The 14,732-nt window shown below is 71.8% G+C and carries 11 protein-coding genes; 5 read left to right on the top strand and 6 right to left on the bottom strand.

The genetic code is table 11. The features are described 5' to 3' along the window. Nucleotides 1–192: 192 nt before the first annotated feature. The 4 genes from CJ226_RS05315 to CJ226_RS05300 all read left to right on the top strand — a co-directional run bounded on the left by CJ226_RS05315 (nucleotide 193) and on the right by CJ226_RS05300 (nucleotide 4,456). Nucleotides 193–930, top strand: a complete 738-nt coding sequence (locus CJ226_RS05315) for an SGNH/GDSL hydrolase family protein (protein WP_257996526.1) — start codon at nucleotides 193–195, stop codon at nucleotides 928–930. Nucleotides 931–1,027: 97 nt separating this feature from the next. Further along, nucleotides 1,028–1,768 carry a peptidase E gene (locus CJ226_RS05310; protein ID WP_102208531.1) on the top strand — a complete coding sequence of 247 codons (741 nt, stop codon included), beginning with the start codon at nucleotides 1,028–1,030 and terminating at the stop codon, nucleotides 1,766–1,768. Continuing rightward, nucleotides 1,765–3,120, top strand: a complete 1,356-nt coding sequence (locus CJ226_RS05305) for an anaerobic C4-dicarboxylate transporter family protein (RefSeq protein ID WP_102208530.1) — start codon at nucleotides 1,765–1,767, stop codon at nucleotides 3,118–3,120. Before CJ226_RS05310 ends, CJ226_RS05305 begins: the two co-directional genes overlap by 4 nt. A gap of 1 nt (nucleotide 3,121) precedes the next feature. Next, nucleotides 3,122–4,456: a threonine/serine exporter ThrE family protein gene (locus CJ226_RS05300; protein WP_102208529.1), complete on the top strand. Its 1,335-nt coding sequence runs from the start codon at nucleotides 3,122–3,124 to the stop codon at nucleotides 4,454–4,456. On the opposite strand, the gene CJ226_RS05295 is transcribed toward CJ226_RS05300, so the two are convergent. From CJ226_RS05295 to CJ226_RS05275, 5 genes are all read right to left on the bottom strand, one after another. After that, entirely contained in the window at nucleotides 4,453–4,707 is a 255-nt protein-coding gene (locus tag CJ226_RS05295) for a type II toxin-antitoxin system RelE/ParE family toxin (protein WP_062637492.1), read from the bottom strand. The two genes, CJ226_RS05300 and CJ226_RS05295, sit on opposite strands and share 4 nt — an antisense overlap. After that, nucleotides 4,704–4,967 carry a type II toxin-antitoxin system Phd/YefM family antitoxin gene (locus tag CJ226_RS05290; RefSeq protein WP_062637494.1) on the bottom strand — a complete coding sequence of 88 codons (264 nt, stop codon included), beginning with the start codon at nucleotides 4,965–4,967 and terminating at the stop codon, nucleotides 4,704–4,706. Before CJ226_RS05290 ends, CJ226_RS05295 begins: the two co-directional genes overlap by 4 nt. Before the next feature lie 101 nt (nucleotides 4,968–5,068). After that, nucleotides 5,069–5,662, bottom strand: coding sequence for a DUF305 domain-containing protein (locus CJ226_RS05285; protein WP_102208528.1), 594 nt, complete (start codon nucleotides 5,660–5,662; stop codon nucleotides 5,069–5,071). Between the two features lie 66 nt (nucleotides 5,663–5,728). Continuing rightward, nucleotides 5,729–6,118: a DUF6153 family protein gene (locus CJ226_RS05280; RefSeq protein WP_102208527.1), complete on the bottom strand. Its 390-nt coding sequence runs from the start codon at nucleotides 6,116–6,118 to the stop codon at nucleotides 5,729–5,731. 43 nt (nucleotides 6,119–6,161) lie between these two features. After that, nucleotides 6,162–6,716 carry an ECF transporter S component gene (locus tag CJ226_RS05275; RefSeq protein ID WP_062637500.1) on the bottom strand — a complete coding sequence of 185 codons (555 nt, stop codon included), beginning with the start codon at nucleotides 6,714–6,716 and terminating at the stop codon, nucleotides 6,162–6,164. Between the two features lie 48 nt (nucleotides 6,717–6,764). On the opposite strand from CJ226_RS05275, the gene CJ226_RS05270 reads away from it, so the two are divergent. Next, complete coding sequence (locus CJ226_RS05270) at nucleotides 6,765–9,326, top strand: LuxR C-terminal-related transcriptional regulator (RefSeq protein WP_257996525.1); 2,562 nt, start codon at nucleotides 6,765–6,767, stop codon at nucleotides 9,324–9,326. Nucleotides 9,327–9,376: 50 nt separating this feature from the next. Here the strand turns inward: CJ226_RS05270 and CJ226_RS05265 are convergent, their stop codons facing one another. Next, complete coding sequence (locus tag CJ226_RS05265) at nucleotides 9,377–14,575, bottom strand: isopeptide-forming domain-containing fimbrial protein (RefSeq protein WP_102208524.1); 5,199 nt, start codon at nucleotides 14,573–14,575, stop codon at nucleotides 9,377–9,379. Nucleotides 14,576–14,732 lie beyond the last annotated feature (157 nt).

Genomic DNA, 14,732 nt, shown 5'->3' with positions numbered 1-14,732 from the left:
GGGAGCAGCCCGCCGCACGAGGGACTCGATTTCTCCACGCCGTCGGGGTGGGGATCCGACGACGTCCTGGACCGCGGATCCCATCCGCGCTCACGCGTCCAGCCGCGCCCCTCGGGAAACAGGACGGGGACGGCGCCGGGGCATTACGCTCTCGCGCGAAGCAGAGGGCGGGCGACGGATAAGCTCTGAGGCGTGCCGATCGCCCCCTCCGCTTCCCCCGCCACCGCCTCCGCCGACCTGGGCCGCCTCGCCGCCGCCCTCCGCGACCCCGCGCCGTTGAACTGGATCATCACCGGCGACTCGATCACCCATGGCCTGGTGCACACGCAGGGCGGGCGCAGCTACCCGGAGCACCTCCACGAGCTGATCAGGGGCGAGCTCGAGCGCGTCCGCGACATCGTCCTCAACACCGCGATCAGCGGCAACCGGATCGTCGACATCCTCGACGACTGGGAGCGTCGGGTCGCCGGCTGGCAGCCGGACGTGGTCACCCTCATGGTCGGCACCAACGACGCCTCGGACGGCGGGCCGCGACCGGTGATCTCGCCGGACGACTACGCCGCCTCCCTGCACGACTTCGTGCGCCGGGTGCGCGGGCTCGGCGCCATCCCGGTGCTCCAGACGCCGCCCGCCATCGACGTCCGCAATGCGCCGGAGCGGGCGCGGATCGCCGACTTCGCCGAGGCCGTGCGCCAGGTCGCGGCCGCGGAGGACGTGATCCTCGTCGACCAGCACGCGCACTTCGCGGAGCTGGGGAACGGCGGCGTGCCGTGGGGCCTCATGAACGACCCGTTCCACCCCAGCGCGGTCGGCCACGCCGCTCTCGCCCTCGAGCTCGCCCGCGTCCTCGGCATCGCGCCGGAGGGTCCGCGCGCCCGCACGGCCGCCCTCCTCGAAGGCCTGGTCGGCACGGCCCGCATCTTCGGCTGAGCGGCCCGGATTCACCCGGCCCGGGTGACCGCTCTGGACGGCGGTGACGGCGCGACGCTAGGTTGAGCGCATTCACATCCGACAGTGAGGTGGGGGCATGTCGCACGTCGTCGCAACCGGGGCCGGCAAGGCCATGATGGAACGTCGGAACGATCCGACGCACGAGTACATCCTGAAGCTCACCGGCAAGGAGCGGCCCCGGGTCCTCTTCGTCGGCACCGCCACGGGCGACGACACCGCCTACATCGTGAGCTTCTACTCCACGTACGACTCCGACAGATGCGCGCCGCACCACCTGCCGCTGTTCCACCGCGCGGTCGACGACCTCGCCGGCTTCGTGAAGGGCTTCGACGTCATCCACGTCGGCGGCGGGAACACCGCCAACATGCTCGACGTGTGGAAACGTCAGGGCCTCGACGTGATCATGCGCGAGATGTGGGAGGACCCGGACTCGAACGTGGTGTTCACGGGAGGCAGCGCGGGCGGCATCTGCTGGTTCGAGGGCGGCACGACCGACAGCTACGGGCCCACGCTGCAGGTGCTCCCGGAAGGTCTCGGCTTCCTGCACGGCAGCTTCTGCCCGCACTACGACGCGGAGGACCAGCGCCGGCCCCTCTTCCACGCCTCGCTCCTCAGCGGTGAGCTGTCCACCGGCTATGCGGTGGGCAATCTCCAGTCGCTGCACTTCGAGAACGGCGAGTTCGTCACCGCGGTCAGCCCGGTCGAGAACCCGCTGGCGCTGAAGGTCGAGGCGGTCGACGGCGGGATCGTCGAGACCGAGCTGCCGGTGGAGGTCCTCACCGGATCGGCGCCGATCGTGAAGGGGCCGTCGTCGTGAACGACAGCGTCTGGATCCTCGTCGCCGAGCTCATCGTCGTCGTCCTGGCGATCTTCATGGGCACCCGCACGAGCGGGATCGGCCTAGGCGTGTGGGGCCTCGTCGGCGTCGCGGTGCTCGTGTTCGTGTTCGGGGAAGCCCCCGGCAACGCCCCGGTCGACGCGGTGTTCATCGTCATCACGGTCATCACCGCGGCCTCGACCATGCAGGCCGCTGGCGGTATCGACTGGATGGTGTCGGTGGCCGCCAAGGTCATCCGCAAACGGCCGAAGTCCGTCGTGTTCCTCGCACCGGCGATGTCGTTCCTCTTCACGGTCGGCGCGGGCACCGGCAACATCTTCTATCCGCTGCTGCCGGTGATCTACGACGTCTCGTACCAGCAGAAGATCCGGCCGGAGCGGGCACTGTCGGTCTCGGCCGTCGCCTCGCAGGTCGGCATCCTGTGCTCTCCGGTCTCCGCGGCCACCGCATCGATGGTCGTGCTGCTCGCACCGCAGGGCGTCGACCTCGGCGGCCTGCTCCTCATCATGTGGCCGGCCTCGATCGCCGGCCTGCTCGTCGCCGCGCTGGTCATGATGCGCCACGGCAAGGACCTCGAGGACGACCCGGAGTACCAGAAGCGCCTGGCGGAGGGGCAGATCAAGCCGCCCGTGGTCGACGCGCACGAGAACAAGCTCCCGGCGACCGCCGTGCTCTCGGCCTCGCTGTTCCTCGCCGGCGTCGCGGTGATCGTCTTCTTCGGCCTGTTCGAGAACCTCCGTCCGGTCATCGGCACCGATGACGACGGCGATCCGCTGCGCCTGAGCGTCACCGTGATCATCGAGGTCGTCATGGGCATCATCGCCGCACTGATCTTCGTGTTCTGCAAGGTGAAGGCCGCCGACGTGCCGAAGCAGTCCACCTTCCCCGCGGGCATCGTCGGCGCCATCGCCCTGTTCGGCATCGCCTGGCTCGCGAACACGTTCGTCGCCGCGAACCAGACCCTCATCGTCGACGGGCTCGGCTCGGTGGTCTCCGGATCCTCCGCCTTCCTCGGAGCGCTGCTGTTCGCGCTGGCGCTGTTCGCGGTCGCGATGCTCACGACCAGCCAATCGAGCGCCACGAACGCGATCGTCCCGATCGGCATCACGATCGGGCTGCCCGCCTCCCTGCTGGTGGGGCTGTGGCCGGCGGCGATGGGCATCTACACGCTGCCCGCCAACGGCAGCCAGGTGGCCACGGTCGCGTTCGACCAGACCGGGACGACGAAGATGGGCAAGTTCGTCTTCGACCACTCGTTCCAGCTGCCGAACCTCGTCTACGTCGGCACGGCCATCGTCGTCGGGGTGGCGCTGTCGTTCCTGTTCTGGTGACATGACCGACGTCGTCGACCGGTCGGCGCTGCGACAGTTCCTGCTGGGGTTGGCGCAGGGCATGAACGCGTCGGCGGAGTCCGTCGACCGCATCCGCGACACGATCTCCGAGGTCGCCACGGCATCCGGCGGAGACGGCACCGACTTCGTCGTCCTGCCGACGATCATCATCGTGGAGACGGGGGATGCGGAGGAGCAGCGGGTCGCGATCCGTTCGGCCACGAACGCCTCCTTCCGCTTCGACCAGATCGCCGCGCTGTACGACCTCATCGCGCAGGCGAAGACCGGCGGCGTGGACCCGCTGGACGGCATCCGGCGACTCAACGAGATCGGTGCGATGCGTCCGCGCCTCGGCTGGTTCACCCGGACGCTCGGCCACGCCATCCTCACGACCGGCCTGGCCCTCCTGCTCGCACCGACCTGGCAGGGCGCCCTCGTCGCGTTCGTGCTCGGATTCGGGATCGGCCTGCTCAAACTCGTGCGCTCTCCCACCCTGCAGCTCGTCATGCCCATCGCCGCCGCCTTCGTGTGCGCGGCTGCGGTGTTCCTGCTCGCGGAGGTCATCGAGATCGGCGACCCGATCCGCCTCCTGATCGCCCCGCTGGTCACCTTCCTCCCCGGCGGCGTGCTGACCACGGCGACGGTCGAGCTCGCCGCCGGGCAGATGATCTCCGGTGCTTCCCGCCTCATCTACGGGTTCGTGCAGCTCGCGCTCCTCGCCTTCGGTATCCTCGCCGCGGGCGCCGTGGTGGGCGTCTCGAGCGATTCGTACGAGGCCCTCGACGCCTCCTCCTCGTACCTCCCCTGGTGGGTGCCGATGCTGGGCATCCTCGTGTTCGCGCTCGGCAACTATCTGCACTTCTCCTCCCCGCCGTCCACGTTCGGGTGGGTGCTGCTCGCCCTGGTCGTCGCATACCTGGGCCAATGGGCGGGAACCGAGTTCATCGATCCGGCGGTCGGCGGCTTCGTCGGCGCGGTCGCCGTCACGCCGGTCGTGTTCTGGATCGCCGGGCTGCGTCACGGAGCGCCGTCGCAGCTCACGTTCCTCCCGGCCTTCTGGCTGCTGGTGCCCGGAGCCGCCGGGCTGGTGGGACTCACCGAGGCGGTCGCGACCGACAACGGCCTCGCCGACTTCACCGCCGCCCTCGTCTCCGTCATGTCGATCGCGCTCGGAGTGCTCATCGGCACGGCGCTCTATCGCGTCGTGCACCATGGCGCGGAGGAGTTCGTCCAGTTCGCCGTCGCCCCGCCTCCCGCCGAGGACGAGGAGTCCGCGCCGACCCTCTGGCACCGCCTCTCCGCGCCGCTGCGCCGCCTGCGCCGCCGCGATCGCTAGCGATAGACCTCGCGACGGTGGCCGGCGTGCACGACGACGACCGTCAGGATCCCGTCCTCGATCCGGTAGAGCACCCGGTAGTCCCCCGTCCGCACCCGCCACTCCGGTCGGCCGGTGAGCCTGCGTGCCGCGGGGGGCCGTGGGTCTTCGGAGAGGACCTCGATGACGGCCTGGATACGTCGCCTCGCCTCGGGAGGGAGCTTGCGGATCGCCCGCACGGCGACAGGCAGGACTTGGACGTCGTAGGTCACGGCACGAGCCCGAGGTCCCGCTTCACCTCCTCCCACGGGATCGGCGTCTCGTCGAGTTGCGCGGTCTCGTCCCAGGCGGCATCGACCGCGCGGATGTCGGCCAGCTCCTCCGCATCTTCGAGGAGTCGCTCCAGCAGGCTGGCATCGACGACAGCCGCCACCGGGAGGTTTCGTCGGGTGAGGTAGACGGGCTCTTCCCGCGCCTCGTCGATGATGGACGCCAGCCGCGCCCGGGCTTCCGTGATCGCGATCTCGCTCATGAGGACATGATAGTGCGAAACGTACAGAACAGCGCGGAAAGGGCAGATGCACACGGGCGACGGGCCCCGCGCCGCGGAGGCGACGCGGGGCCGGGTGCCGATCAGAGCGTGGCGAGGATCTCCTTCATCTCCGCGATCTCGGCGGTCTGCGCGTCGATGATGTCCTGTGCGAGGGCGACGGCGTCGGCGTTCTCGCCGTCCGCCACCTCCGCCTCGGCCATCGCGACCGCGCCCTCGTGGTGCGCGATCATCTGCTCCAGGAACAGCCGGGACGCCTCCGGGCCCGCGGCGGCCTCGAGCGCGGCGAGGTCGTCGTCGCTCATCATGCCGTCGCCGTGGTCCATCGCGGCCGGGTCACCCGCCTCGGCACCCCAGTCGTCGAGCCAGCCCTGCATCTTCTCGATCTCCGGACCCTGAGCGGCCGTGATCCGCTCCGCGAGGTCGGCGACCCGGGGGTCGACGTCGTCCTTCGCGAGCACGATGTCCGACATCTCGACGGCCTGCTCGTGGTGGACGATCATCATCGACGCGAACATCGCATCGGCCTCGTTCGCTCCGGTCAGCGGGGCGTCCGAGGTGGAGTGATCCATGCCGGAGTGGTCGACCGGCCCCGTGGGTGCCGTCGAGGCGCATCCCGCGAGCGCGAGGGCTCCCGCCAGGACGAGGACGGCGGCGGCAATGGTTCGATTGGTCATTTCTCTCTCATCTCTGTCTGTCGGAAGGGCGTCCGCGGTCGCGGCGCCCGGGCGCATCGGCGCCGATCAGGTCCGACTGATGCAGAGGACGTGGAGTGAGGGAGGACGAAGCGGGGCGGCGGCCGCCTCCACGGGCGAGCGGAGAGCGCGGAGCAGTGGCGCCGTCAAGAAAGCGCGAGAGGGGCGCAGCAGCATGAGCAGTCCGCCGAGCAGGGCGAGGACGCAGGCCGCCCCGCCCTCGTGCGCGGGGTCATCCGGGACGACGGCCACCTCCGCTCCGCTCGCCTCATGCGCTGCCGACGCCGCGGGGTGCGCGGGGGCCGTGTGCCCCGCGGCGGCATGCGCCCCCGGGGTGCCGTGCGTGTCGAGGGCGTGCATGCCGAGGAGGCCGAGGAGGACGCCGCCCACGAGGAGGACGGCGAGCATCGCTCCCTGGAGCACGCGACGACCGACCATGTGCTCATGATACCCCGTGGGGGTATGTCGACCGGCATGCCGGCTAGCGGGCGACGCCGGCGCGCCGCAGCAGCCGGCGGACGGCGAGCACGACACCCGCCACCGCGAGCTCCCCCACCACCCGGCCCAGCAGCGTGGCGACGAGCACCGGCGGAATGAGGTGCTCGGGCGAGAACACCGGGAGGGCGACGACGAAGAGCACCGCACCGGTCACGGCACCGGCGAGCAGGACCCGGGCCGGGCGGACGGGGGCGTCCCGCCGGAACGGCAGCGCCAGGTCGAGGACCACGCCGCCGAGGACGAGCGGCACGACGCCGAGCAGCCCGATGGGCGACACCGCGACCGTCAGCACGCCGGTCACGAAGGCGGCCAGTGTCGCCATTCCCGGCACGCGGGTGACGACGCGCGCGAGGAACGGCAGCGCGGTGTGGACGCCCGCGACCACCGCGTAGGCGGGAGGGGACGTGGCGGCCAGCACGCTCGTGATCGGCACGACGGCCAGGAAGACGAGGGCCTGGACCGCGCCGAGCGCGGCGCTCACGAGGAGGGCGCTGGTCGGCACGCGGCGGGAGGACACGGGGACTGTCGGACCACTCACCCCTCCGAGCCTAGAACCGTGGGCGGGTTGGATATCGTAGGGGTGGGGATGCGTACCTGGGGAGGGACGATGCCGGCTTTCGGCGCGCAAGGGGACAAGAGGCTGCCGCGGGTTTCCGCGCACGTCATCGGACGTCCGCGGGTGAACGCCGCGCTGGACGACGGAGCTCCGCTCACACTGCTGCGCGGAGCCGCGGGCTCCGGGAAGACCACCGCCCTGGTGGGCTGGGCCTTCACCTCGCCCGACCGCGTCGTGTGGCTCACGGCCACACCCGCCCTGGCGACGAGCGCGGCCCTCGCCACCGCCCTGCTGCGGGCGCTGCGCGGCGCGGGCGAGGCCGTCGGCGCCCGTCATCCTGCCCCGGACGCCGAGGAAGGGTGGCCTGCCGTCGGCCAGTACCTGTGCGATCACGAGGAGCCTCTCGTCATCGTGCTCGACGACGCCGCCGCACTCGACCGCGATGCGGTCTTCGACCTGTGCCGCACGGTCGCCGTCCCGCCGCACGTCCGCCTGATCGTCGCCACGAACCGCCCCAGCCCCTTCGACAGCGACGGCATCGGCCTCGTGATCGACACCGCGCTGATCTCTCCCGACGACCTCGCGTTCGACATCGACGAGATCCGCCGCGCGCTCGACGTCGATGAAGACACCGCCGTCGCCGTGCGGGAGGCGACCGAGGGGTTTCCCGCGGTCATCCGCGCCGTCGCCCTCCGCGGCCGTGTCCCGGGCGGCACGACGATCGTGGAGGTCGCGACCGCGGCGGTCGACGACTACCTCCGCAGCCGCATGGAGGAGGGCACGTTCGGCGCCGGCGTCCTCGAGGGCCTGATCCGGATCAGCATCACGGACACCGTCGACCTGCCGTTGGCGCAGGCTCTCAGCAGTGATCCGGACATCGGCGCCGCCCTCGACGAGGCCGAGGTGTTCGGCTTCGGGCGGTGGTCGACGGAATCCGGGCGCCGGACCTTCACGATCGCCGCGCCGGCTCGCGCCCTTCTGCGCCGCGACCTCCTGGAGCGCTTCCCGGCCGAGATCCGCCTGCTCCGGCGCCTCGCGATCGAGGGTGCGCTGCGGCGCGACGCCCCCTTCGAGGGGCTCCGCCTGGCGATGGAGGAGGACGACCTGCACCTCGCCGCCCACGTCATCATGTCGGGCTGGAGCCACCTTCTGGATCACGACGGTCGCCGGGTCGTGGCGCTGCTGGGCGACCTGCCCCTCGCTCGGCTCAAGCAGGAGCCGCTGGTGGCGATGCTGCTGGGCATCTGCCTCAACGCCAACCGGCTCCGACGGGTGCGGGGCCTGCAGCTGCTGCGGATGGCGATCTCCGCCGCGAACGCCCGGCGTAGCGCCCTCTCGCCGACGGAGCGCCTGTTCATCTGGACCGCGGAGAGCGCGGCGCTGCGGGTGGTCGGGATGCCCGAGCGGGCCGGGCAGGTCGCGGCTCGCGCGCTCGCGCTGTACACGGATACCTCGGAGTCGCAGTGGCAGCAGTACGCGATCGAGATGCCACTGCTGTGCACGCACCTCGGGATCTCGCTGTACTACGGCGGCCGTCGGGAGCAGGCCGTCCACCTCTTCGACGAGGCGGCCGCCCTCGCCGCGTCGCAGGGCACGGACAACGCCTTCCACGCCGTGAGCCTGCTCAGCGGGATCCACGCGCTCAACGGCGACCTCCCGGAAGCGCGCCACTACGTCGAGATCATCCGGGACGGCTCGTGGGATCCCGCACTGCTGGACGGGTACCGCGGCACGTTCTACCGCGTCGCGGAGGCGATGCTCGCGGTCGAGGAGGGCGACCTCGCTGCGGCCAAGCAGCACGTGCGCGCCTTCCTGCCGCACCGGGCGACGAGCGAGCACTGGACGACGATGGCGGCGGTGGAGGCGTGGATCGCGCTGCACGACGGCGAGGCCGCCGGCGGACTGGAGCGGCTGGAGTCGTTCGCCCGGATGCGCGGGCGCGAGGCCGGGTCGACGTCGGCGCGCCAGGCGCTGAGCCGCCCCCGGATCCTGCTGCACCTGGCGCTCGGCGATGTCCGTGCCGCGCGCGGCATCAAGCAGCGCGACGCCGGGACCGACCGCTTCGGCACCCTCCTGGAACGGGCCAGGATCGCCCTGATCGACGGTCGCGCTCCGGATGCGGTGCGGCTGCTCGCCACGACACGCCTCGAGCCGACGACGTCCCGCGAGCGCGCGGAGGCCGCCGCGGTGCACAGTGCGGCGCTCCACCGCGTCAGTCCCGCCGCTGCGCAGGCCGTGACCGAGGCGTTGCACGCCCAGCTCGCCGACCGGGACCTGCGCACTCCGCTGGCCCTGCTCGGCGCCGAGGACTTCGCCGCCGTCCGGGCCGACCTCGCTCCGATCGGCGACCCGCCGCTGCCCACCCGCTCGGCGTTGCCGTCGTTCGCGGCGCGCCCGAAGCTCTCCTCGCGGGAGCAGGTGGTGCTGCACGCACTCACGACGGGGGCGCCGCTGCCCGAGATCGCCGCGGAGCTGCGGATCTCGCCTAACACCCTGAAGACGCAGCTCCGCAGCATCTACCGCAAGCTCGACGTGGCCAACCGCACGGAGGCGCTCGAGCAGGCCGCCCGGCACGGCCTCCTCCTGGGATGACGAAGGCCCCGCCCGTCGGAGACGACGGGCGGGGCCTTCTTCGGGAACCGCTAGCTCTGCATGCGGCGACGTCGCACCAGCAGGAGCACCGCGCCACCGAGCAGCAGGGCGGTCGCGAGGCCGAGGATCCACGGCGCCAGCTGTCCGCCGGTGAGGGCGAGCGGCGTCAGCACCCGGTTCTCGGTCGTGCTCGTCGGCGGGGTGATCGTCTCCCCGCCCGGCGGCGTGGCCGAGGCGGTGGCCGCGTTCCGCAGCGTCGCCCCCGCCGCGTCGGCGTGCACGGTCACCGCGTAGGTGATCACGACACGCTCTCCTTCGGCGAGGCTGCCCGTCCAGCGCAGCGTCGTGCCGTCGATCGTCGGCGCGGCCACCGCCCGGTCACCCACCGTGGCGGTCGCCGTGCCGCGGAGGTCGGCATGCCGCAGCACTCCGGTCAGGTCGTCCGTGACGACGACCTCGTCCAGACCCGTCTCGCCGGTGTTGGTGCCGGTGAGGGTGTACGTCACGACGCTGCCCGTCGCGACGGCGGAGCCGGATGCGGGGTCGGACGACTTGACGAACGTGAAGCCCGGGCTGCCGACGAGGTTCTCCGTCGTCACCGGCGGCGGGGTCAGCTCGGCGCCGCCAGGAGGCGTGGCCGTGCCCTCGACGGTGTTCGCGATGATCGCACCGCCGGCATCGCCGTGCACGGTCACCGAGTAGGTGATCGTGACACGCTGGCCGACCGCGAGGTCACCGGCCCAGGTGAGCTCGTCGCCCGCGACGACGGGTCCGGGCGCGGTGCCGTCGCTCAGGGTCGCCGTCGCGTCGCCGTTGTAGGCGGCGTGGGCGAGCACGCCCGACAGGTCGTCGAGGATGCGGACCGGAGCCAGCGCCGTCTCCCCCGTGTTCACGCCGGTCACCGTGTACGTGACGACGCTGCCCGGGTCGACCCGCGTGCCGGACGCGGGATCGGCGAACTTGCGCAGCTCGAAGCCGGGCTTGTTCACGGGATTCTCGGTCGTCGCCGGCGGCGTCTCGATCGGCGGCACCCCACCCGGCGGGGTCGCCGAGCCGGAGGCCGAGTTCTCGAGGACGGCACCGCCGGCCTCGGCGCGCACGGTCACCGAGTACGTGATCGTGACGCTCTCGCCGACCTGCAGCGCACCCGTCCAGGACAGCCGGTCCTCGGCCACCGTCGGCGCGGTCGTCGCCGTGCCGCCGATCGTCGCGGTCGCGTCGTCGTTGTACTCCGCGTGCGCCAGGACACCGGAGAGGTCGTCGGCGATGGCGACGGGGTCGAGAGCCGTCTCGCCCGTGTTCACACCGGTCACCGTGTAGGTGAGGACGCTGCCCGGGTCGACCGCCGTGCCCGCAGCCGGGTCGACGCTCTTCGAGACGGAGAATCCGGGCTCGTTGACCGGGTTGGTCGTGACACCGGGCGGCGGCGTGATCGTCGATCCTCCCGGCGGGGTCGCCGTCGCGGACGCCGCGTTCTCGATCACGGTGCCGACGCCGTCGGCGCTCACGGTCACGGAGTAGGTGACGGTCACGGTCTGGCCGACTGCGAGCGCCCCCGTCCACGACAGCTCGGTGCCGTCCAGGGTCGCGGGAGCCGCGGAGGCACCTGCGATGCTCGCCACGGCGTCCGCGTTGAACGTCGCGTACGGCAGCACACCGGACAGGTCGTCGGTGATCGTCACCGGGTCGAGCACCGTCTGGCCCGTGTTGACCGCGGTCAGCGTGTAGGTGAGCACGTCACCGGGGTCGACAGCGGTACCGGCGGCGGGGTCGACGGTCTTGGCGAACGTGAAGCCGGGCTCGTTCACGGGGTGCTCCGTGCTCGACGGCGGCGGCGTGATCGGCGTGCCGGGAGTCGTGGGACTCCCGGGGTCGCTCGGGTCGGCGGGGATCAGCGGGGTCGCCTCTCCGGTGGCCGTGTTCGCGATGGTCTCGCCGCCGGCGGTGGCGTCGACGGTCACCGAGTAGGTGATGACGACGTCCTGGCCGGGGCGCAGCACGCCGTTCCACGAGAGGGCGCCGTCGGCCACGCGCACGTCGCCGCGGGTGGCGGACACGTCGTCGTTGTACGACGCGTGGGCCAGCGCCGCGCGCAGGTCGTCGCCGATCTCGACGGGGTCGAGGACGGTGTCGCCCGTGTTGCGGCCGGTCACGGTGTAGGTGATCACGCTGCCGGGGTCGACGCGCGTGCCCGTCGCCGGGTCGGCCGTCTTGGTGACGGTGAACCCGGGCGTCGCGACGGGGTGCTCCGTCGTCGCCGGCGGGGTCTCGACCGGGGTGCCCGGCGTGGTCGGGCTCTCCGGGTCGGTCGGGTCGGTCGGGATCAGCGGGGTGCCCTCACCGGACACCGTGTTGCGGAGCAGCACGGTGGTCGCATCCTCGTCCACCGTCACCGTGTAGGTGATGTCGACGCGGTCGCCGGGAGCGAGCGTCCCGGTCCAGGTGAGCGTGGTGCCGGAGAGCGCGACGGATCCGGACGAGGCCTTCGCGTCGCCGCCGTACTCCGCGTTCGCGAGGACGGCCGAGAGGTCGTCGACGATGGTCGCGGGGTCGAGGACCGTGTTGCCGGTGTTGACGCCCGAGACCGTGTACGTGAGGGTGTCGCCCGCGCGGACGGCGGTGCCGGAGGCCGGGTCAGCCGACTTCGAGACCTCGAAGCCGGTGTCGACGACGGGGTGCTCCGTCTCCGCCGCCGGCGGGACGATCGGGGACCCCGGGGTCTTCGCCCCGGAGGGGTCGGCGGGGTCGGTCGGGATCTGCGGCGTGGCCGATCCGGTGACGACGTTGTGCAGCAGGGCCTTCTCGACACCCGCATCCACCGTCACCGTGTAGCGGATCGTGACCGATTCCCCGCGTGGTATGGCCCCGGTCCAGGTGAGGGTCGCGTCGGCGACCCGCACGGAGCCGCGGTCGGCCGTGACGTCGTCGTTGTAGCCGGCGGAGCCGAGCACGCCCGACAGGTCGTCGACGATCTCCGCGGGATCGAGGTCGGTGTCGCCCGTGTTGGTGCCGGTGATCGTGTAGGTGATCGTGTCGCCGGCAGACACGGCCGTGCCGGAGGCGGGGTCGGCCGACTTCGAGATCGTGAAGCCGGAGCCGATCACGGGGTGCTCGGTGGTGACCGTCGGCGGGACGATCGGCTCACCGGGAACCTGCGGCCCCGTCGGGTCGCCCGGGTTCGGGGTGGTCGGCGTGCCCGATCCGGTCACGCTGTTGCGCAGGATCGCGCCGGAGGTGTCGTCGCCCACGGTCACCGAGTACGTGATCGTCACGGTCTGTCCGGGCTGGAGCGTTCCGGTCCAGGCGAGGTCGTTCCCGATCAGGGTCGCGCCGCCCGCGGTCACGGTCGTGCCGCCGACCGTGGTCGTGATGTCGTCGTTGAAGGCGGCGTTCGCGAGCACGCCGGAGAGGTCGTCGGTGACGGTCACCGGGTCGAGGACGGTCGCGCCGGTGTTCGTGCCGGTGACGGTGTACTCGATGGTCTGACCCGGCTCCACCACGCTGCCCGATGCGGGATCGGAGGTCTTCGCGACCTCGAAGCCGGCGACGGGGTGCTCGGTGGTGACGGCCGGAGGGGTCGTCGGGGGCAGGCCCCCGGGCGGCGTGCCGGATGCGGTGACGCGGTTGGCGATGCGCTCGCCCTCCACGCCCTCGTCGACGACGACGGAGTAGGTGATCGTGAGTACCTGCCCGGGCTCGAGGGCGCCGGTCCAGGCCAGGTCGTCGCCCGTGACGGTGGCGGCGCCGGACGACACCGGGTCACCGTCGATCGCCGTCGCCACGTCGCCCTGGTACTCGGCGAACGCGCGCACGCCGGACAGGTCGTCGGTCACGGTGACCGGGTCGAGGCGGGTGTTGCCGGTGTTCTCGGCCTGCACCGTGTAGGTGAGACGCTGGCCGGCCTGCACGGCGGTGCCGTCGGCGGGGTCGGAGGTCTTGCGGAGAGCGAGGTCCGGCGCGAGGCGGACGTTCGTGTAGGTGCACGTGACGTCGGTGCCGAGCGGGCCGGCCGGCTGGGTGACCTGTCCGTCCGCGCTGACGGCCACCGGGGTGGTCGAGCCGTCGGCGTTCACCTGCAGGCAGACGAGGGAGGCGTCGTACTTCGTGAGGTCGGTCGAGCCCGCCGCCGATTCCGAGAGCCGGAAGGTGTCGCCCTGGTTCGTGAAGACGGGGCCGGCGTAGTCCGGCTGCAGCCCGGACCGGTCGCCGCGGGTGACGGCGTCGGTCCGCGCGACCTGGTAGCCGGCCGGCGACTGCACTCGGAGTCCGAACTGATCGGTCGCCGCGTGACGGCCCTCGGGGAGGTCCTTCTTCAGCGTCAGCGTGTTCGGGAACGTGCAGCTCGCCATGTCGGTGGGCGAGAAGGTGCCGAGCTGGGTCGTGTTGACCGTCTGCCCGCGGGGCAGATCGACCTCGACGATGTACGGGTTGTTGCCCCCGACAGAGACGAAGATGTGACCGAGGTTTCCGAACGCGATGCCGTTGCCCTGCACGCCAGCGCCCATGTCGTGCACCTGCTTGGCATCGATCGTGGCCGTACTGGGCTGGAGTGTGGCGGGCAGATCGGCAGAGTAGATGTATCGGTCGGCGACGAGCACGAGCTGACCGGAGGCGCTGAAGGCCATGTCGCCGTTGGCGCCGAAGGCGCTGCTGCCGGTGGTCGGGCGCAGCCTGCCGACCTGCACGTAGGTCTGCGGCGTGACGCTCTCGTTCCACGCATAGAGGTTGATGGCACCATCGAGTGTGCCGCTGGCGAAGTAGTACACGCCCGTGACGGGATGCACAGCCCCGCGCAGGACAGAGGAGTCTGAGCGGCTCGTTCCCAGCGTGAAGGGTGTTCGGCTCGTCGTTCCCTCGCCCCGACGGTCGTGCTTGGCCAGCACCTTGTCCGTGCCGACGTTGGTCACCGTGTACGCGAACGTTCCGTCCGCCGACAGGCCGAGTCCATTGTCGGAGTGGCCGACGCCGATGCTCGTCGCGCCGAGGGAGCCACCCCGGTCATCGACGGCGAACTCGCGCACCTCGGTGGCGCTCTGCACATACACCGCTCCCGGCGTGCACAGGAACGGCTCCGCCGCGGCGGCCGGTGCGGCGGTCAGCGTCCCGCCGACGACGATCATCGACGACGCGACGAGCGCCGTGCTCACGGCACCGCCGATCAGCCTCTTCGTGCGGCCCCGCCAGCGGCTGTGCCGCTCCGGCGGAAGACCATCGGACGTGCGGTCCTTGCGGGCACCACGGAATCCCATGACTGCTCTCCCCATTCATCGCGTTCCGGCACGCATCCGCGCACACGGAAGCCCCCGCCCCCTCAGGCGACCGCCGAGCACCCTTTCGGGCAGGGTGGACTCGGTCCGGGCCTCCGCCAGCCTGCCCGTCCGCCGCCGAGCCCTCCGGCCGAACCGG

Source organism: Microbacterium sp. UMB0228 (assembly GCF_002871415.1).
GTDB lineage: Bacteria > Actinomycetota > Actinomycetes > Actinomycetales > Microbacteriaceae > Microbacterium.
This window is presented reverse-complemented; position numbering and strand designations above follow the sequence as displayed.

What these genes read in the sequence shown, in the direction of transcription:
- CJ226_RS05310 (WP_102208531.1), top strand. Translation starts at nt 1,028, where the DNA reads ATGTCGCACGTCGTCGCAACCGGGGCCGGCAAGGCCATGATGGAACGT.
- CJ226_RS05300 (WP_102208529.1), top strand. Translation starts at nt 3,122, where the DNA reads ATGACCGACGTCGTCGACCGGTCGGCGCTGCGACAGTTCCTGCTGGGG.
- CJ226_RS05290 (WP_062637494.1), bottom strand. Translation starts at nt 4,967, where the DNA reads ATGAGCGAGATCGCGATCACGGAAGCCCGGGCGCGGCTGGCGTCCATC.
- CJ226_RS05285 (WP_102208528.1), bottom strand. Translation starts at nt 5,662, where the DNA reads ATGACCAATCGAACCATTGCCGCCGCCGTCCTCGTCCTGGCGGGAGCC.
- CJ226_RS05280 (WP_102208527.1), bottom strand. Translation starts at nt 6,118, where the DNA reads ATGGTCGGTCGTCGCGTGCTCCAGGGAGCGATGCTCGCCGTCCTCCTC.
- CJ226_RS05270 (WP_257996525.1), top strand. Translation starts at nt 6,765, where the DNA reads ATGCGTACCTGGGGAGGGACGATGCCGGCTTTCGGCGCGCAAGGGGAC.
- CJ226_RS05265 (WP_102208524.1), bottom strand. Translation starts at nt 14,575, where the DNA reads ATGGGATTCCGTGGTGCCCGCAAGGACCGCACGTCCGATGGTCTTCCG.